Source organism: Pseudomonas alloputida, assembly GCF_021283545.2.
In the GTDB taxonomy this organism is placed as follows: Bacteria; Pseudomonadota; Gammaproteobacteria; order Pseudomonadales; family Pseudomonadaceae; genus Aquipseudomonas; species Aquipseudomonas alloputida.
On record NZ_CP128540.1, the window covers coordinates 5,053,605 to 5,072,353 of the forward strand.

At 63.1% G+C, this 18,749-nt stretch carries 18 protein-coding genes; 9 read left to right on the forward strand and 9 right to left on the reverse strand.

Features of this window, described 5'->3' with window-relative positions; all coding sequences use genetic code 11:
* Positions 1–5: 5 nt before the first annotated feature.
* The gene (locus tag LU682_RS23445; protein ID WP_232914898.1) at positions 6–1,628 is read right to left on the reverse strand and encodes a methyl-accepting chemotaxis protein; all 1,623 of its coding nucleotides are present in this window, start codon (positions 1,626–1,628) and stop codon (positions 6–8) included.
* Between the two features lie 170 nt (positions 1,629–1,798).
* The gene (locus LU682_RS23450; RefSeq protein WP_010952580.1) at positions 1,799–2,479 is read right to left on the reverse strand and encodes a tellurite resistance TerB family protein; all 681 of its coding nucleotides are present in this window, start codon (positions 2,477–2,479) and stop codon (positions 1,799–1,801) included.
* Between the two features lie 216 nt (positions 2,480–2,695).
* On the opposite strand from LU682_RS23450, the gene ydcS reads away from it, so the two are divergent.
* The 7 genes from ydcS to LU682_RS23485 all read left to right on the forward strand — a co-directional run bounded on the left by ydcS (position 2,696) and on the right by LU682_RS23485 (position 8,993).
* Positions 2,696–3,847: a putative ABC transporter substrate-binding protein YdcS gene (ydcS, locus tag LU682_RS23455; protein ID WP_049587392.1), complete on the forward strand. Its 1,152-nt coding sequence runs from the start codon at positions 2,696–2,698 to the stop codon at positions 3,845–3,847.
* Positions 3,848–3,995: 148 nt separating this feature from the next.
* Entirely contained in the window at positions 3,996–5,027 is a 1,032-nt protein-coding gene (locus tag LU682_RS23460; protein WP_010952577.1) for an ABC transporter ATP-binding protein, read from the forward strand.
* Between the two features lies 1 nt (position 5,028).
* Complete coding sequence (locus LU682_RS23465; RefSeq protein WP_010952576.1) at positions 5,029–5,940, forward strand: ABC transporter permease; 912 nt, start codon at positions 5,029–5,031, stop codon at positions 5,938–5,940.
* Entirely contained in the window at positions 5,930–6,736 is an 807-nt protein-coding gene (locus LU682_RS23470) for an ABC transporter permease (RefSeq protein ID WP_010952575.1), read from the forward strand. The genes LU682_RS23465 and LU682_RS23470 overlap by 11 nt, the downstream gene beginning before the upstream one ends.
* Before the next feature lie 17 nt (positions 6,737–6,753).
* Complete coding sequence (locus tag LU682_RS23475; protein ID WP_010952574.1) at positions 6,754–8,178, forward strand: gamma-aminobutyraldehyde dehydrogenase; 1,425 nt, start codon at positions 6,754–6,756, stop codon at positions 8,176–8,178.
* A 231-nt stretch (positions 8,179–8,409) separates the two neighbouring features.
* Complete coding sequence (locus LU682_RS23480) at positions 8,410–8,664, forward strand: type II toxin-antitoxin system HicA family toxin (RefSeq protein WP_010952573.1); 255 nt, start codon at positions 8,410–8,412, stop codon at positions 8,662–8,664.
* A complete protein-coding gene (locus LU682_RS23485; RefSeq protein WP_010952572.1) occupies positions 8,661–8,993 on the forward strand; it encodes a type II toxin-antitoxin system HicB family antitoxin in 333 nt (110 codons plus the stop codon). The genes LU682_RS23480 and LU682_RS23485 overlap by 4 nt, the downstream gene beginning before the upstream one ends.
* A 10-nt stretch (positions 8,994–9,003) precedes the next feature.
* Here LU682_RS23485 and LU682_RS23490 read toward each other — a convergent pair whose 3' ends face one another.
* The 3 genes from LU682_RS23490 to LU682_RS23500 form a co-directional block, all read right to left on the reverse strand.
* Positions 9,004–10,110, reverse strand: coding sequence for an NADH:flavin oxidoreductase/NADH oxidase (locus LU682_RS23490; protein WP_010952571.1), 1,107 nt, complete (start codon positions 10,108–10,110; stop codon positions 9,004–9,006).
* Positions 10,111–10,340: 230 nt separating this feature from the next.
* Positions 10,341–12,050, reverse strand: coding sequence for a single-stranded-DNA-specific exonuclease RecJ (recJ, locus tag LU682_RS23495; protein ID WP_010952570.1), 1,710 nt, complete (start codon positions 12,048–12,050; stop codon positions 10,341–10,343).
* Between the two features lie 8 nt (positions 12,051–12,058).
* Positions 12,059–12,601 (reverse strand): YaeQ family protein, encoded by a 543-nt coding sequence (locus LU682_RS23500; RefSeq protein ID WP_003252169.1) that lies wholly within the window; start codon positions 12,599–12,601, stop codon positions 12,059–12,061.
* Between the two features lie 130 nt (positions 12,602–12,731).
* Here LU682_RS23500 and LU682_RS23505 point away from each other — a divergent pair, with 130 nt between their 5' ends.
* Both LU682_RS23505 and LU682_RS23510 read left to right on the forward strand, forming a co-directional pair.
* On the forward strand, positions 12,732–13,931 hold the full coding sequence (locus tag LU682_RS23505; RefSeq protein ID WP_232885691.1) for a CaiB/BaiF CoA transferase family protein: 1,200 nt from the start codon (positions 12,732–12,734) through the stop codon (positions 13,929–13,931).
* Between the two features lie 20 nt (positions 13,932–13,951).
* Entirely contained in the window at positions 13,952–14,827 is an 876-nt protein-coding gene (locus LU682_RS23510) for a TIGR02285 family protein (RefSeq protein WP_010952568.1), read from the forward strand.
* A 186-nt stretch (positions 14,828–15,013) separates the two neighbouring features.
* Here the strand turns inward: LU682_RS23510 and LU682_RS23515 are convergent, their stop codons facing one another.
* The 4 genes from LU682_RS23515 to LU682_RS23530 form a co-directional block, all read right to left on the reverse strand.
* Positions 15,014–15,295, reverse strand: coding sequence for a DUF3509 domain-containing protein (locus tag LU682_RS23515; RefSeq protein WP_061405586.1), 282 nt, complete (start codon positions 15,293–15,295; stop codon positions 15,014–15,016).
* A 79-nt stretch (positions 15,296–15,374) separates the two neighbouring features.
* Positions 15,375–15,794, reverse strand: coding sequence for an ANTAR domain-containing protein (locus LU682_RS23520; protein WP_049587386.1), 420 nt, complete (start codon positions 15,792–15,794; stop codon positions 15,375–15,377).
* Positions 15,795–15,924: 130 nt separating this feature from the next.
* Positions 15,925–17,334: a threonine synthase gene (gene thrC / locus LU682_RS23525; RefSeq protein WP_010952565.1), complete on the reverse strand. Its 1,410-nt coding sequence runs from the start codon at positions 17,332–17,334 to the stop codon at positions 15,925–15,927.
* Positions 17,335–17,393: 59 nt separating this feature from the next.
* Entirely contained in the window at positions 17,394–18,698 is a 1,305-nt protein-coding gene (locus tag LU682_RS23530; protein WP_003252157.1) for a homoserine dehydrogenase, read from the reverse strand.
* Positions 18,699–18,749 lie beyond the last annotated feature (51 nt).

Consider the following 18,749-nt stretch of genomic DNA (forward strand, 5'->3'; position numbering starts at 1 on the left):
CGCGGTCAGACTTTGAAGCGCGACACGCCGCCACGCAGGCCCGCGACCACCTGGCTCAGCTCGTCGATGGCATAGCTGGCCTGGCGCAGCGACTCGACAGTCTGGGTGCTGGCATCGCTGAGCTGGGCCAGCGCCTGATTGATCTGCTCGGCACCGGTGGCCTGGGCCTGCATGCCTTCGTTGACCATCAATACACGCGGCGCCAAGGCCTGCACCTGGTGAATGATCTGGCTCAGTTGCTCGCCCACCTGCTGCACCTCGAACATGCCGCGGCGCACTTCTTCGGAGAACTTGTCCATCCCCATGACACCGGCCGACACTGCCGACTGGATCTCGCGCACCATTTGCTCGATGTCGTAGGTGGCCACGGCGGTCTGGTCGGCCAGGCGGCGCACTTCGGTAGCGACCACGGCAAAGCCGCGGCCATATTCACCGGCCTTTTCCGCTTCGATGGCGGCGTTGAGCGACAGCAGATTGGTCTGGTCGGCAACCTTGACGATGGTTACCACCATCTGGGTGATGTTGCTGGCTTTCTCGTTGAGGATACCAAGCTTGGCATTGACCAGGTCGGCAGCGCCCATCACCTGGTGCATGGTCTCTTCCATGCGTGCCAGGCCCTGCTGCCCGGAGCCTGCCAGACTGGATGCCTGATCAGCAGCCGTCGTCACTTCGGTCATGGTGCGCACCAGGTCCCGCGAAGTCGCGGCGATTTCCCGCGAGGTGGCGCCAATTTCGGTGGTGGTGGCGGCCGTCTCGGTGGCGGTGGCCTGCTGCTGCTTGGACGTGGCGGCAATTTCGGTGACCGAAGTGGTCACCTGCACCGACGAGCGTTGGGCCTGGGCCACCAGGTTGGCCAGTGCCTCGGCCATTTCGTTGAAGCCGCTTTCGATGGCACCGAATTCGTCCTTGCGATCCAGGCTCAGGCGCATGCTCAGGTCACCGGAACGCAGCTTGTCGAGGGCATGCACGATACGCTGCATGGGCGCTGTGATAGCGCGCAGCAGCAACAGGCCGCAGATGCCGGCAGCGACGATTGCCAGCAGCAGTGAGACCACCATGCTGCCCTTTGCCGTGTTGACTGCGTTGACGATATCGTTGGTGGCGGCATCGGCAGAGGCCCGATTATTCTCGATCACTTCATTCAGGTGCTCGCGCCCATCCTTCCAGGCCGGAGTAAGTACCTCGGTGATCAGCCGCTGGGCCTCGTCGTAGTTGCGCTGACCGTAGGCATCGAGCACCTGGTTGACGATCTTGAGGTAGCTTTCTTCCAGTTGCACGAAGCTGTCAAATCGGGCCTGGTCGTCTTTGTCCTGGATGGTGGCCTGGTAGCTGGCCATGTATTGCTTCAGCCGGTTATCGAAGCTTCTGAACAGTTCCAGATCGGCCGATGTGATTTCACGATGGTTGGACAGGCCCACCAGTTGCTGGCTGGTGACGTAGCTGTCGACCCAGGCGCTGCGGATCATCGAGCTGTAGTAGACGCCGGGAATGCTGTCGGTCCCCACCGCCTCTTCGGCGGTTTCGATAGTCACCAACCGCGAGTAGGCGGCCACGATCATCAGCAGCATGATGGCGATGATCACGGCGAAACTTGCCAGGATCCGTTGGCGCAAGGTCCAGTTCTTCACATTCAGCCCTCAGGAATTCACAACGAGCGGGAAAAATCGCCGAAGTATAGCCCAGAGGTCTTACGGTATTGATGTGATTGTCGTCAGGAATTTTGCGCCTGTGAGACGGAGCGCCGCACGGGCGGCGCTCGATCTCACAGGCGCTCAATAGGCCGTGGCAAGCACCGCCACTACGCTGCAGCCAACCGCACCTGGCTTTCCAGTTCCTGGCGCAAGCCCGGGTCCAGCCGCAGCTGGCGGGCCAGCTCGTCCAGGTAGGCACGCTCCATGAAGTTTTCCTGATCGACCATCATCACGCTGGCCAGGTACATCTCGGCAGCCATCTCCGGCGTTTGCGCAGCGCGGGCCACTTCGGCCGGGTCCAGCGGCTTGTTCAGCTCGGCATGCAGCCAGTGCTGCAATTCGCGGTCGCTGTCCAGGCGCGTGAATTCACCCTCGATCAGCGCCCGCTCGCGCTCGTCGATATGCCCATCGGACTTGGCCGCCGCCACCAGGGCGCGCAGTACCGCCTGGCTGTGCTGCTCGGCCTGGGCCGGCGGCAGGCGGTCGATGGTTTGAGGCTCGGCTGCGGCCCCCCGCTGGTTTGCCTGCCAGTTGCCGTAAGCTTTATAGGCCAGTACCCCCAGCGCGGCGAGGCCGCCGTAAGTCAGGGCCTTGCCACCGTACTTGCGGGCCTTCTTGCTACCCAGCAACAGGCCCAGAGCGCCCCCACCCAGCAGGCCGCCCCCTGCCCCGGACAACAACCCGCCCAACCCGCCCGAAGGGCTGCCAGGCTTGGTGGCGCCCCCCTGCTTTTCGAGCAGTTGCTGGCCGGATTTGAGGAGTTGATCGAGCAAGCCACGGGTGTTCATTCGCGTGTCTCCACGTAAGAAGATTCAAACGCCAGAGTAAGGCTTGGAGGAGCACACGCCATGCAGGGATTTGCTTCAGGATGTTGCGTTAGCGGGCAAAAAGCCAACTAGACTCGATATCGCCAATACCTCGCACTCACGCACTACGCTTATAACGATTGTTTCACTGCTTGCCTCATGACTGCCCGAACAAGATCGCCAAGAAGAGGGAACACCATGTCAGTGCACAAGACCGCATTGCTCGGCGCCACCACCTGCGCCATGCTGGCCGGCGCCAGCCTGCAGGCCGCCGAAACGCTCAAGGCCCTGGGGGACGGCGAGGGGCGCCTGGACATCGTCGCCTGGCCCGGTTACATCGAACGCGGTGAAAGCGACAAGGCCTACGATTGGGTGACCGGTTTCGAAAAGGAAACCGGCTGCAAGGTCAGCGTGAAAACGGCCGCCACCTCGGACGAGATGGTCAGCCTGATGACCAAGGGCGGCTATGACCTGGTCACCGCCTCGGGCGATGCATCGCTGCGGCTGATTGCAGGCAAGCGCGTACAGCCGATCAACACTGCCCTGATCCCCAACTGGAAGAGCATCGACCCGCGCCTGCAGAACGGTAGCTGGTATGTGGTCGACAAGCAGGTGTACGGCACGCCGTACCAGTGGGGGCCAAACGTGCTGCTGTACAACACCGATACCTTCAAGCAGGCGCCCACCAGCTGGAGCGTGGTGTTCGAGCCGCAGAACCTGCCCGACGGCAAGCCAAACAAGGGCCGCGTGCAAGCCTATGACGGGCCGATCTACATCGCCGATGCAGCGCTGTACCTGAAGTCGGCCAGGCCTGAACTGGGCATCAAGGACCCGTACGAACTGAACGAGGCACAATACAAGGCCGTGCTGGAACTGCTGCGCCAGCAACAACCGCTGATCCACCGCTATTGGCATGACGCCACGGTCCAGATGAGCGATGTGAAAAACGAAGGCGTGGTTGCCTCAAGCTCCTGGGGCTACATGGTCAATGGCCTCAAGGCCGAGAACCAGCCAGTGGCCTCGACCATTCCCAAGGAGGGCGCGACCGGCTGGGCCGACACCACCATGCTGCACGCCGAGGCCAAGCACCCCAATTGCGCCTACAAGTGGATGGACTGGTCGTTGCAACCTAAGGTGCAAGGCGATGTGGCGGCCTGGTTCGGCTCGTTGCCGGCTGTGCCGGCGGCGTGCACCGGCAGCGAGCTGCTGGGGGCCGAGGGCTGCAAGACCAACGGCTTCGACAACTTCGACAAGATTGCCTTCTGGAAAACACCGCAGGCCCAAGGGGGCAAGTTCGTGCCTTACAGCCGCTGGACCCAGGACTACATTGCGATCATGGGTGGTCGCTGAGGTTGCCTGAATGCCTGTACCGGCCTTTTCCCGGGCAAGCCCGCTCCCCCAGGTTCTTCACCGCCTGCAAGGGTGGCGCGCCCTGTAGGAGCGGGTTCACCCGCGAAGAGGCCGGCACAGGAGAACCCTTGTTGTCCGGAGTCCACGCATGCCCCTAGCCGTCCAGTTCACCCAGGTTTCCCGCACCTTCGGCGAGGTCAAGGCCGTCGACCAGGTCAGCATCGACATCATCGATGGCGAGTTCTTTTCCATGCTCGGCCCTTCCGGCTCGGGCAAGACCACCTGCCTGCGCCTGATCGCAGGCTTCGAGCAACCCTCCAGCGGTTCGATCCGCATCCAAGGGGTCGAGGCCGCTGGCCTGCCGCCCTACCAACGTGACGTCAACACTGTGTTCCAGGACTATGCGCTGTTCCCGCACATGAACGTGCTGGAGAACATCGCCTATGGCCTGAAGGTAAAAGGCGTGGGCAAGGCCGAACGCCACAGCCGCGCCGAAGAAGCCCTGGCCATGGTGGCCCTGGCCGGCTATGGCGCGCGCAAGCCGGCACAGCTGTCTGGCGGCCAGCGTCAGCGCGTGGCCCTGGCCCGGGCGTTGGTCAACCGGCCGCGGGTGCTGCTGCTGGATGAGCCACTGGGCGCGCTGGACCTGAAATTGCGCGAACAGATGCAAGGCGAGCTGAAAAAGCTGCAACGCCAACTGGGCATCACCTTCATCTTCGTCACCCACGACCAGACCGAGGCGCTGTCGATGTCCGACCGGGTCGCGGTGTTCAACCGCGGCCGTATCGAACAGGTCGACACCCCGCGCAACCTGTACATGAAGCCCAGCACAACCTTCGTCGCTGAATTTGTCGGCACGTCCAACGTGGTGCGGGGCGAGCTGGCCATGCAGATCAACGGCAGCCCGGCGCCCTTTTCCATCCGTCCCGAGCTCATTCGCCTGGGCGACCCGGTAGTGACCAGCCATGAGGTACAGGTCAGCGGCGTGCTGCACGATGTCCAGTACCAAGGCAGCGCCACCCGCTACGAACTGCAGCTGGACAACGGTCAACTGCTGGCAGTAAGCCAGGCCAATGACCGCTGGCAGAAGCAGATGCAGGCCTGGCAGCTCGGGCAACGCCTGCAGGCGCACTGGCCCCGCGAGGCCATGACGGTGCTGCAGGAAACCGAGGGCCGCTGACATGAGCACACTGCGCACCCTGTCCAACCTGCTGTACCGGCGCCCCAACCTGTACCTGGCACTGCTGTTGATCCCGCCGCTGACCTGGTTCGGCGCGATTTACCTGGGCTCGCTGCTGAACCTGCTGTGGCAGGGCTTCTATACCTTCGACGACTTCACCATGGCGGTGACCCCGGACCTGACCCTGGGCAACTTCGCCGCGCTGTTCAACCCGTCGAACTTCGACATCATCCTGCGCACCCTGGGCATGGCGGTGGCAGTGTCGCTGGCCAGCGCGGTACTGGCCTTCCCCATCGCCTATTACATGGCGCGCTACACCAGCGGCAAGACCAAGGCGTTTTTCTACATCGCGGTGATGATGCCGATGTGGGCCAGCTACATCGTCAAGACCTATGCCTGGACCCTGCTGCTGGCCAAGGGCGGCGTGGCCCAGTGGTTCGTCCAGCAGTTGCACCTGGATGGCCTGCTGCAGGCGGTGCTGGCCGTGCCGGGCGTGGGCGGCAGCACGCTGTCGACTTCACACCTGGGGCGCTTCCTGGTGTTCGTGTACATCTGGCTGCCATTCATGATCCTGCCGATCCAGGCCTCGCTGGAGCGCTTGCCACCGTCGCTGCTGCAGGCTTCGGCCGACCTGGGCGCCCGGCCAGGGCAAACCTTCGTGCAGGTGATCCTGCCGCTGTCGATCCCCGGCATCGCCGCCGGCTCGATCTTCACCTTCTCGCTCACCCTGGGCGACTTCATCGTGCCGCAGCTGGTCGGCCCGCCCGGCTACTTCATCGGCAGCATGGTCTATGCCCAGCAAGGGGCGATCGGCAACATGCCGATGGCCGCCGCGTTCACCTTGGTGCCAATCGTGCTGATCGCGGTATACCTGGCCATCGTCAAGCGCCTGGGGGCTTTCGATGCACTCTGAAAAAGCGTCTGCAGGGCTGCGCCTGGCGGCCTGGGGCGGGTTGCTGTTCCTGCACTTCCCGATCCTGATCATCTTCCTGTACGCCTTCAACACCGAAGACGCGGCGTTCAGCTTTCCGCCCAAGGGCTTTACCCTGAAGTGGATCGACGTGGCCTTCACCCGGCCCGATGTGCTCGAGGCAATCAAGCTGTCGCTGCAGGTGGCTTGCCTGGCCACCTTGATCGCACTGGTGCTCGGTACGCTGGCCTCGGCGGCGCTCTATCGGCGCAGCTTCTTCGGCAAGGAGAGCATTTCGCTGGTGCTGATTCTGCCCATCGCCCTGCCAGGCATCATCACCGGCATCGCCCTGCTCTCGGCGTTCAAGACGCTGGGGATAGAGCCCGGGGTGTTCACCATCGTAGTCGGCCACGCCACGTTCTGCGTGGTGATCGTCTACAACAATGTGATCGCCCGCCTGCGGCGTACCTCGCAAAGCCTGATCGAAGCCTCGATGGACCTTGGCGCCGACGGTTGGCAGACCTTCCGCTACATCGTCCTGCCCAACCTCGGCTCGGCGCTGCTGGCGGGCGGCATGCTGGCCTTTGCCTTGTCGTTCGATGAAATCATCGTCACCACGTTCACCGCCGGCCACGAGCGCACCCTGCCGATCTGGCTGCTCAACCAGCTCAGCCGCCCGCGCGACGTGCCCGTGACCAACGTTGTCGCCATGCTGGTGATGCTGGTGACCATGCTGCCGATTCTTGGCGCCTATTACCTGACCCGTGGCGGCGACAGCGTCGCGGGCGGTGGAAAATGACCCTGGAGGAGCCCCCGATGCAAACGCAGATGCTGATCAATGGCCAGCTGGTCGCTGGCCAAGGCCCGGCCTGGACCGTGCTCAACCCGGCGCTGGGCACTGCCCTGGCGCAGATCAACGAAGCCACCGAGGCGCAGGTGGACAGTGCCGTGCGCGCTGCCGACCAGGCCTTCGACAGCTGGTCGCAAACCAGCCCTAAAGAACGTTCGCAGGCCTTGCTGGCGCTGGCCGATGCCATCGAAGCCCATGGCGATGAACTGGCCCGGCTGGAATCACAGAACTGCGGCAAGCCCCTGAGCGCTGCACTCAACGACGAGATCCCGGCGATTGCCGACGTGTTCCGTTTCTTTGCCGGTGCGGCGCGCTGCCTGGGCGGCTCGGCGGCAGGCGAGTACCTGCCGGGCCACACCTCGATGATCCGCCGCGACCCGTTGGGCGTGGTGGCTTCCATCGCGCCGTGGAACTACCCGCTGATGATGCTGGCCTGGAAGATCGCCCCAGCCCTGGCTGCCGGCAACACCGTGGTGATAAAGCCGTCCGAGCTGACGCCGCTGACGGCCCTGCGCCTGGGCGAGCTGGCCCAGGACTTGCTGCCGCCGGGGGTGCTGAACATTCTCTTCGGCCGCGGCCAGACGGTCGGCAACCCGTTGATAACCCACCCCAAGGTGCGCATGGTGTCGCTGACCGGCTCGATCCCCACCGGCGCGCACATCATCAGCGCCACCGCCGACAGCGTGAAACGCATGCACATGGAGCTGGGCGGCAAGGCGCCGGTGCTGGTGTTCGATGACGCTGACATCGATGCCGCCATCGACGGCATCCGCACCTTCGGCTTCTACAACGCCGGCCAGGACTGCACCGCAGCCTGCCGCCTGTATGTGCAGGACGGGATCTACGAGCGCTTTGTCGAACGCCTGGGTAAAGCCGTAGCCAGCCTCAAGCCGGGCCTGCAGGAGTCTGAAGAAACCGAACTGGGGCCACTGATCAGCGCCCAGCACCGCGACAAGGTCGCCGGGCTGGTGCAGCGGGCCATCGCCCAGCCGCACATTCGTCTGGTAACCGGTGGCAAGCCAATAGCGGGCGATGGCTTTTTCTTCGAGCCTACCGTGCTGGCCGACGCCCTGCAGGACGACGAGATCGTGCGCAACGAAGTGTTTGGCCCGGTGGTTTCGGTCACCCGCTTCACCGATGAAGCGCAGGCACTGGAATGGGCCAACGACTCCAACTACGGCCTGGCCTCATCGGTATGGACCCGCGACACCGGCCGCGCCCACCGCCTGGCGGCGCGCTTGCAGTATGGCTGCACCTGGGTGAATACCCACTTCATGCTGGTCAGCGAAATGCCCCATGGCGGGCAGAAGCATTCGGGGTATGGCAAGGACATGTCGATGTATGGGCTGGAGGACTACACCTGTGTGCGGCATGTGATGATCAAGCATTGAGGGGGCCGGTGGTGTAGGGCTATAGGGGTTTAGCGCCTGTGAGATCGAGCATCGTACGTGCAGCTCGCGATGCGCCGCGCTGGCGGCGCTCGATTTTCGCCACACAACACGACTACCGCCATGCACGGCTAACGTCGACGCCCAGCACCCCTAGCTCGCAAGACCACTCCTACAGATAGGGCTCCGCCCATCCTACATACCAACAATCAGCTGGTATCATATTCTGATACCATGAATAATCATCAAAGATCGACCTTTGAAGCCATTTTCAAAAAGCCGGTTCCAAAGTCGCTGGAGTGGCCGCGTTTGGAGTCATTTCTGATATCGATAGGCGCCAAGGCGATCGAAGGCCGTGGATCGCGGGTGCGCTTCGAGCTTAATGGGACCATTGCCACGTACCATCGACCGCATCCCGACAAGGATGCCAAATCCTATCAGGTACGGAGCGCGCGCCAGTTCCTGGAACAGGCAGGAGTAACACCATGAATGTAATGACCTACCGCGGCTATGCCGCACGCATTGATTACAGCGATGAAGACCAGTTACTGATCGGTCATGTTGCCGGCATCCGTGACGTGATCGGCTTTCACGGTGAATCAATCAGTGAGCTCCGTCGAGCATTCGAAGAAGCTGTCGATGACTACATCGAGACTTGCGAAAAACTCGGAAGGGAACCTCAGAAAGCTTACTCGGGAAAGCTGAGCCTGCGTCTTGAACCTGCTCTTCACGCCAGCGTGGCTGCTAAAGCCGAACTGGCGGAAAAGAGCATTAACCAATGGGTAAGTGACATCCTCAGCCAGGCCGCATTCAGCTGAATGCAGTAGCTTAATCCCGCAAGTCCGACTCATGTATCGGATTGGCGCGGCTGGTCGCCCTTTGGTACTGCGCCGGCCAAGTGGCCTTGTTGCCACCCAGATCATCATCGGCATGCAGCGGCCAGTAAGGATCGCGCAGCAGCTCCCGAGCCAGGAAGATCACGTCGGCCTGCCCGGTACGCAGAATGTGCTCGGCCTGGGCAGGTTCAGTGATCATGCCGACGGTGCCGGTGGCGATCTCTGCTTCCTTGCGCACGCGCTCTGCAAAGCGCGTCTGATAGCCAGGGCCTGTAGGAATTTCGGCGTTGACCGAGGTACCACCGGAGGACACATCGATCAGGTCGACACCCAGCACCCGCAGGCGACGAGCCAGTTCGACGGTTTCATCCGGGTTCCAGCCGTCCTCGACCCAGTCAGTCGCCGATACCCGCACGAACAGCGGCAATTCGGCCGGCCAGACCTTGCGCACGGCCTCCACCACCTGCAGGGTCAGGCGGATTCGATTCTCGAAGCAACTGCCGTATTCGTCACGGCGCTGGTTGCTCAGCGGTGAGAGAAACTGGTGCAGCAGATAACCATGGGCAGCGTGGATCTCGACCACCTTGAAGCCGGCCTTGAGCGCCCGCTCGGTCGATGCGACGAAGGCGTCGATCACGTCCTGGATTTCGTCCTTGCTCAACTCGCGTGGCGGTGTGTGCTGCGGGTCGAAGGCGATTTTCGACGGCCCCACGGGCTGCCAGCCGCCGTCTTCGAGCTTCACGCTGCCCTGCTTGCCCAGCCAGGGCCGATAGGTACTGGCCTTGCGCCCGGCGTGGGCCAACTGGATACCCGGCACGGCGCCTTGCGCAGTAATGAAACGGGTGATGCGCTGCAACGGGACGATCTGGTCGTCGTTCCACAAGCCTAGGTCTTCGGCGGTGATGCGACCATCGGCAGTCACCGCAACGGCTTCGCTGATGACCAGGCCAGCGCCACCCACGGCGCGGCAGCCCAAGTGAACGAGATGCCAATCGTTGGCCAGGCCATCGATGGCGGAATACTGGCACATCGGCGAGACCGCGATGCGGTTGGGCAGCGTCAGCTGACGCAGGGTGTAAGGCTCGAGCAGCAGGCTCATGAGGGCACCTCCCAAGGACTCCAATGGTGATCCGGCCCGGACACTCAAGTGCACATCCCTGGCCCGGTGCCGGTCATTAATGAGACTAGACCAGATTGGTGGGGGGAGGTTCTGTGGGATGGCGAGGGGTTCGCCGAAAGGTTTGCAGCGCCTGTGAGATCGAGCGCCGCGCGGGCGGCGCTCGATTTGTGCCCCAGCGCAAGATCCAAGGCAGGCACCTGACGCTAAACTCAGCGCGGCTCCATATGCGCAATCATCAACTGCACACTCTCATTACCGCGAAACTCGTTCACATCCAGCTTGTACGCCAACTCCACCCAGCGCACCGTCGGGTTTGGCCACACTTCGCGGTCAATGCCGAAGGCAATGCCATCCAGCCGCACCGAGCCACATTCGCTCTTGAGCACCACTTTCAGGTGCCGTTCGCCAACCACACGCTGCTCCACCAACTGGAACACGCCATGGAACAGCGGCTCAGGGAAGTGCTGGCCCCATGGGCCGGCATGGCGCAGGGCCTTGGCCAGGTCGAGGTGGAACTCCTCTACCGCCAGGCTGCCGTCGGACAACAGGCGGCCAGTCAGGTCTTCTTCGCGCAGCTGACGCCGCACCTCTTCGTCGAACGCCTCGGCAAACGCCGAGAAATTAGCCTCTGGCAACGACAACCCGGCAGCCATGGCGTGGCCGCCGAACTTGCTGATCAGCTGCGGGTGGCGCGCGGCCACGGCATCCAGCGCATCGCGAATATGGAAGCCCGGCACCGAACGCGCCGAGCCTTTGAGCATGCCATCACCAGCATCGGCGAAGGCGATGGTCGGCCGGTGGTAACGCTCCTTCAAGCGCGAAGCCAGAATACCGATCACGCCCTGGTGCCAGTCGGCATCGAACAGGCACAACCCATACGGCATCGACTCGACCGGCAGGTCCTTGAGTTGGGCCAGGGCTTCGCGCTGCATGCCCTGCTCGATGGACTTGCGGTCCTGGTTCAGGTCATCCAACTGCTGGGCCATGTCCTGGGCCAGCGCCGCGTCCTCGCACAGCAGGCATTCGATGCCCAGGCTCATGTCGTCCAGGCGCCCGGCGGCATTCAACCGTGGGCCGAGGATGAAACCAAGGTCAGTCGAAGTGATGCGCCGGTGATCGCGCCGCGCCACCTCAAGGATGGCCTTGAGGCCGGGCCGGGCGCGGCCGGCGCGGATGCGCTCAAGGCCTTGGTGCACCAGGATGCGGTTGTTGGCATCCAGCGGCACCACGTCAGCAACACTGCCCAGCGCCACCAGATCGAGCAGTTCGCCAATGTTCGGCTGTGGCTGCGCCTCGTAGCGCCCAAGGCTGCGCAAGCGAGCGCGCAGGGCCATCAACACATAGAAGATCACCCCCACCCCGGCCAGTGACTTGCTCGGAAAGCTGCAGCCCGGCTGGTTGGGGTTGATGATGGCATCGGCATCGGGCAACTGCTCGCCCGGCAGGTGGTGGTCGGTGACCAGCACCTTGAGCCCGGCGGCCTTGGCGGCCGCCACCCCGTCGACACTGGAAATGCCGTTGTCCACGGTAATCAGCAACTGCGGCTGGCGCTGCAGCGCCACCTCGACGATTTCCGGGGTCAGGCCGTAGCCATACTCGAAGCGGTTGGGCACCAGGTAATCGACATGGGCCGCACCCAGCAGGCGCAGGCCCAGCACCCCGACGGTGCTGGCGGTGGCACCGTCGGCATCGAAGTCGCCGACGATGAGGATGCGCTGGCGCTGGTCGATGGCTTCGACCAGCAGGTCCACACCGGCCTCGATGCCCTTGAGCTGCTGGTAGGGCAGCAGGCGTGCCAGGCTCTTGTCCAGCTCGGCCTCGCTCTGCACGCCGCGCGCGGCGTAAAGGCGGGTCAGCAAGGGTGGCAGGTTACCCAGAAATGGCAGGGTCGGCGGCAGCGGGCGAGGTTCGATACGCATGTGTTGCTTCAACCACGCTCACCGAGCAGCCACTGCAGTTGCACTTCATGCTGGCCACGGTCGTCAGTCACGAATACCGTACCTTCACTGATCATCACGTCCCACTTGATGCTACGCGGCATGTCGGTCGCCAGGGTTTCCAGCACCTCTTGCGGCACAGCGGCAATGCTCAGGTTTTTCAGGTTCTTGACCGCGCTCACCACTTTACCCTCCCACACTCGCAGGCTGCCGTAAGCCAGCAAGCTGGTGCGTTCGGTACGGCGCGAGCACCAGGTCAGGCGATCGGCATCGGGCTGGCCAACTTCAATCCAGTGCAGCACGCGATCGTCCAGGCTCTTTTCCCACAGCGCCGGCTCATCGACATCCGACAGGCCGCGGCCAAACGACAAGTTCTCGTTGTACCAGAGCGCGTACGCCAACAAACGAACGGCCATGCGCTCTTCGGTTTCCGAAGGGTGCCGAGCGATAGTCTGTTTGACGCTTTCGTAGACGTTGCGATCAAGGTCGGTGAGATTCAATTCGAACTTGTAGGTGGTGGACGGCTGGGCCATGGTCGACGGGCTTCGTGCAAAAGAAAGTGGCACAGTCTACCCCATCCGCACCTTCCATGCCCCGCAGCAGTACCCGGCGAAACCGACGTGTGATAAAACCACGGCTCTGCCCAACTGCCACGGACACCCCATGTCGACGCCCAGCAAACCCCTCGCCGGCCTTAAAGTTGTCGAACTCGGTACCCTGATCGCCGGGCCGTTCGCCTCGCGTATCTGTGCCGAATTCGGCGCCGAAGTGGTCAAGGTCGAATCGCCCGATGGCGGCGACCCGCTGCGCAAGTGGCGCAAGCTGTACGAGGGCACCTCGCTGTGGTGGTTCGTGCAGGCCCGCAACAAGCAGTCGCTCACCCTCAACCTCAAGCACCCCGAGGGCCGCGATATCCTCAAGCGCCTGCTGGCCGAGGCCGACATCCTGATCGAAAACTTTCGCCCGGGCGTGCTGGAAAAACTTGGTTTGGGGTGGGATGTGCTGCATGCGCTGAACCCGCGCCTGGTGATGGTGCGCCTGTCGGGCTTTGGCCAGACCGGGCCGATGAAAGACCAGCCAGGCTTCGGTGCCGTAGGCGAGTCGATGGGCGGCCTGCGCTACATCACCGGTTTCGATGACCGCCCGCCAGTGCGCACGGGGATTTCCATCGGTGACTCGATTGCCGCCCTGTGGGGGGTGATCGGCGCGCTGATGGCGCTGCGCCACCGGGAAGTCAATGGCGGCCAGGGCCAGGTGGTGGACGTGGCCCTGTACGAGGCGATCTTTGCCATGATGGAGAGCATGGTGCCGGAATTCGATGTGTTCGGTTTCATCCGCGAACGCACCGGCAACATCATGCCGGGCATCACGCCCTCCTCCATCCACACAAGCGCCGACGGCAAGCATGTGCAGATCGGCGCCAACGGTGATGCCATCTTCAAGCGCTTCATGCAGGCCATCGGTCGCGATGACCTCGCCAACGACCCGACCCTGGCCAGCAACGACGGCCGCGACCTGCGTCGTGACGAGCTGTATGGGGTGATCGACCGCTGGGCCAACAGCCTGCCACTGGAGCAACTGATGCAGGTGCTGACCACTGCCGAAGTGCCGGCCAGCCGTATCTATTCGGCCGAGGACATGTTCAACGACCCCCAGTACCTGGCACGCGAGATGTTCCTGCAGGCCAAGCTGCCGGATGGCAAGCCATTCCACATGCCCGGCATCGTGCCCAAGCTGTCGGAGACTCCCGGCTCTAGCGAATGGGTCGGCCCGGCCTTGGGCGAGCATACCGAGGCGCTGCTCGGCAGCCTGGGCTACGACGCAGCGTCCATCGCCAGCCTGCGCGCAGCGGGCACGGTCTGATCCTGGCGCTGACCGGCTCCATGTGCGCGCCCCGCTGCCTACGCCATCTGCTCCTGCTCTGCGGGCTGTTGCCTGCGTTGCTGTTGCAGCCCGCAAATGCCAAGGAGCACCTCTTCTGGCTGGTACGCGACCTGCCACCGTTCACCATTTTTGATGGCCCGGAAGAAGGCCGGGGGGTCATCGACCAGTTGTTACCGCTGCTGATAAGGCAGATGCCCGAGTACGAACACAGCATCGTGCGGGTCAACCGCGCCCGCAGCCTCCAAATGCTGCAAGACCGTGACACCTTCACCTGCGACCCAACCCTGCTGTGGACACCGGAACGGGCCAAATATGTGCATTTTTCCGTTCCAGCGCTGGGCGTGCTCAGCGGCGGCCTGGTGTTGCGCAAGGAAAACCAGGCGCTGGTGGCACCCTACCTCGACGGCCATCAGGTGGACCTGCATGGCCTGCTGAGCAAGGCCCCGCTAAAGCTGGGGATTGTCGCCGAGCGCAGCTACGGCACGCAGATTGACAGCATCCTGCGCCAGTTGCCCGACAGCGCGCTCAGCCGCCACTACGGCAACGAGGCCACCGCCAACCTGTTGCAGATGCAGCAACTGGGGCGCCTGCGCCTGGTGCTCGGCTACTGGCCTGAAGTGCGCTACCTGATCCAACAACAAGGCGGGGCACTGGCTGACTACCAGTTTCATACTGTGCAGGGCGTGAATCGCTACCAGTTTCTGCATGTGGGGTGCTCAAACAGCGAACTGGGGCGTGCGGCAGTTGCCCACATCGACCAGTTGCTGCCTACACTGCGCCGGGATGTGTTGCCAGGGTTGTATGCCCGCTGGCTGGACCTGGCATTGCGAGAAGACTATCTACAGGAAAGCCGGCGTTTCTTTGAGGACAAATAAGCCCAACCCGTATGCACGGTCGTTGCAGAAGCAGACGGGGGATACGTGCCTGCCGAAAAAAGAAACCCCGGGCGCTGGGGAAGACGCCCGGGGCCAAGCGAAAGCCCTTGAGGACTTCCCGTGACAGCCTTGCCAGCGCCGGAGCAAAGCACTGGCTGGCTGCCCTTACACTGTCTGATGAACCACTCAGGCAAAGGTTCCCTGCGGTTGCTGGCGATGCTGCAATGCTGCGATGACACACGGCTGCAACCGCCCCTCAGCTATCTGCAGATCTCGGTGCAGGCCGTCCACGAGGTCGATCAGCAGGCGTTGCTCCTGCAATTGGCGCTCGCTGACCGTGCGCCGCAAGGTAATACCTGAGAGAGGGTCGTGAACGGTCAGTTGGCGATTACCACTGGGATCGGCGGTGCCGAGGTGGGTCTGATAGGGCGTCAGGGCTTCGTTGAGCAGGCTGCAGATTCTTTCCATCCGGATCACTCGCTGCGTGGTGGGACCTAAAGTAACTGACCAGCAGGCGCCGCAGAAAGTTCGTCAAACCGCGCCCGCTTCAGTGAGCATGCGGGGCTGGCATGACAGTTTGAATACGCCTCCCTGGGCGCACCTGCAGTGTTTGCAAGGCATGCTGCAGGCGTGGCATCGACAGCGGCCAGGGCAACTCGTCGAGCACCCACATGCCGCGCTTCCTGGCCTCTTGGGCAAGGTTTTGACGCGTTGGGGCAGGCTGGCCGACGAACAGCAATGCGCGCGCTCGCTGCTGCTGGGCGAACAGGGCAAGGCCGGCCCGGGCTGGCATGGCGTGGTCGAGGATCAGCAGGTCGGGGCGACGCTCAGCGCAGAGGCAGGCGTCGAGGTCAGCCATGCTCTCGCTGATGCGCACGTTGAAGACGCCCTGGCCGTTGAGGGCCTGGTGCAAGAGTATCTGGTGGGATGGGCGAGCCTGGTGAATCAACACATAGGGCTGGTGCATGAGCCGCTCCTGATGGGAGGACCGGCTAATTTATGCTTGGCGCCCGGCAGGCTGAATAGGATGTTTCTGATAGACAGGAGGGAAAAGGCTGAGACGTTGGGGCTGCGCTGCAGCCCCAAACGCCATGCAATTACAGCGGCTTGCCGCGGTTGCCGTGCTGGCTGACAAAGCCCTGTACAGCCTTCAGGTCGTTGGCCAGGACCGTGCAACGCTCTTCACGGCTGAACAGGTCGCTGAGGTGCGCGGGTAGCTCCAGCGCCTTGCCCACACCGGCCTTCTCCACCGCTTCCGGGAACTTGACCGGGTGCGCGGTACCCAGCACCACCATTGGCGTGTCCAGACTGCGGCGGCACTCGCGGGCAGCCTTGACGCCGATTGCGGTATGCGGGTCGAGCACTTCACCGGTGGCGGCGAACACTTCTGCGATGGTCTCGCAGGTTTGCTCGTCGCTGACGGCCAGCGAGTCGAACAGTTTGCGGGCTTCGGTCCAGCGGTCTTGCTCGACGCTGAAGCCGCCACCTTGCTTGAAGTTGGCCATCAGCTCGGCAATCGCACCACCGTTGCGGCCATGCAGGTCGAACAACAGGCGCTCGAAGTTGGACGAGACCATGATGTCCATCGACGGCGACAGGGTCGCGTGCAGGGTTTCCTTGACGTACTGGTTGCCGCTCATGAAGCGGTGCAGGATGTCGTTGCGGTTGGTGGCGACGATCAATTGGCTGACCGGCAGGCCCATGTTGCGCGCCAGGTAGCCGGCGAAGATGTCGCCGAAGTTGCCGGTTGGTACCGAGAACGCCACCGAGCGCGCCGGGCCACCCAGCTGCAGGGCTGCATGGAAGTAGTAGACGATCTGGGCCATGATCCGCGCCCAGTTGATCGAGTTGACGGCGACCAGGCGGGTGCCCTTGAGGAACGACTGGTCGGCGAAACTGGCCTTGACCATTTCCTGGCAGTCGTCGAAGTTGCCTTCGATGGCGATGTTGTGGATGTTGTCGCCAAAGATTGTAGTCATCTGGCGGCGCTGCACTTCCGACACACGCTGGTGCGGGTGCAGGATGAAGATGTCGACGTTGTCGCAACGGCGGCAGCCTTCGATCGCGGCAGAACCGGTATCACCGCTGGTGGCACCGATGATGACCACGCGCTCGTTGCGCTTGGCCAGCACATGGTCAAGCAGGCGACCGAGCAACTGCAGGGCAAAGTCCTTGAACGCCAGGGTCGGGCCGTGGAACAGCTCCAGCACCCACTCGTTGCTGTTCAGCTGACGCAACGGGGCGACCGCAGCGTGGGCGAACTCGCCGTAGGTTTCTTCGAGGATCTTCTTGAAGTCGGCGTCGGCGATGCTGCCTTCGACGAACGGGCGCATCACGCGGAAGGCCAGCTCGTGGTAGGGCAAGCCGGCCCACGAGGCGATTTCTTCCTGGGTGAAGCGTGGCAGGTTTTCCGGCACGTACAGGCCGCCGTCGCTGGCCAGGCCAGCCAGCAGCACGTCTTCGAAATTCAGGGCCGGTGCCTGGCCGCGGGTACTGATATAGCGCATGGGTGCAAACCTTCGATGCTGGGGCCGGGGCCGCGCGGGCGGCCCGTCGGCAATATTTGTTAGTTGAGCTGCTCGACGCGAATGCGCACAACCTTGCCGACCACGTCCTGCAGGGCTTCCAGAGCGACGATGGCGTCATTGATACGCTGCTCGACCACGCCATGGGTCACCAGGATCATTGGCACCAGGCCGTCCTGCTCCTCGGCTTCCTTCTGCATGATCGACTCGATGTTGATACCGCGCTCCGAGAGGATGCTGGCGACCTGGGCCAGTACGCCCGGGTGATCCTTGGCCTGGATGCGCAGGTAGTAGGCGCTTTCGCAGGCTTCGATCGGCAGGATCGGGTGGGCCGACAGCGAGTCTGGCTGGAATGCCAGGTGCGGCACACGGTTCTCCGGGTCGGAGGTCATGGCACGGACCACGTCGACCAGGTCGCCGACCACTGACGAAGCGGTAGGCTCCATACCCGCGCCAGCACCGTAGTACAGGGTGGAGCCGGCAGCATCACCGTTGACCATGACAGCGTTCATCACGCCGTTGACGTTGGCGATCAGACGGTCGGCCGGGATCAGCGTCGGGTGCACGCGCAACTCGATACCTTCGGCGGTGCGACGCGCCACGCCCAGGTGCTTGATGCGGTAACCCAAGGCTTCGGCGTAGTTCACGTCTGCCGTTGTCAGCTGGGTGATACCTTCGGTGTAGGCCTTGTCGAACTGCAGCGGGATACCGAACGCGATGGACGCCAGAATCGTCAGCTTGTGCGCAGCGTCGATGCCTTCCACGTCGAAGGTCGGGTCGGCTTCGGCGTAGCCCAGCGCCTGGGCTTCAGCCAGCACGTCCGGGAAGGCACGGCCCTTCTCACGCATTTCGGTGAGGATGAAGTTGCCGGTGCCGTTGATGATGCCGGCCAGCCAGTTGATGCGGTTGGCCGACAGGCCTTCGCGGATGGCCTTGATCACCGGGATGCCACCGGCTACGGCCGCCTCGAACGCAACAATCACGCCTTTCTCGCGGGCTTTGGCGAAGATTTCGTTGCCATGCACGGCAATCAGCGCCTTGTTGGCGGTGACCACGTGCTTGCCGTTTTCGATGGCCTTCAGCACCAGGTCGCGGGCGATGGTATAGCCACCGATCAGCTCGATGACAATGTCGATCTCCGGGTTGCTTGCAACTTCGAACACGTCAGCGGTAATGGGGGTACCGGTAATCTGGCAGTTCGGGTTCTGCGAGCGCATGGCGATCTGTGCCACTTCAATACCGCGCCCGGCACGGCGGGCAATCTCCTCGGCGTTGCGCTGAAGTACATTGAAGGTTCCGCCACCGACGGTCCCCAACCCACAGATGCCTACTTTGACCGGTTTCACTGTGAACTCCCCATTGAACGGCCGACACGTTTGCCGACCGTGAAACTTGCC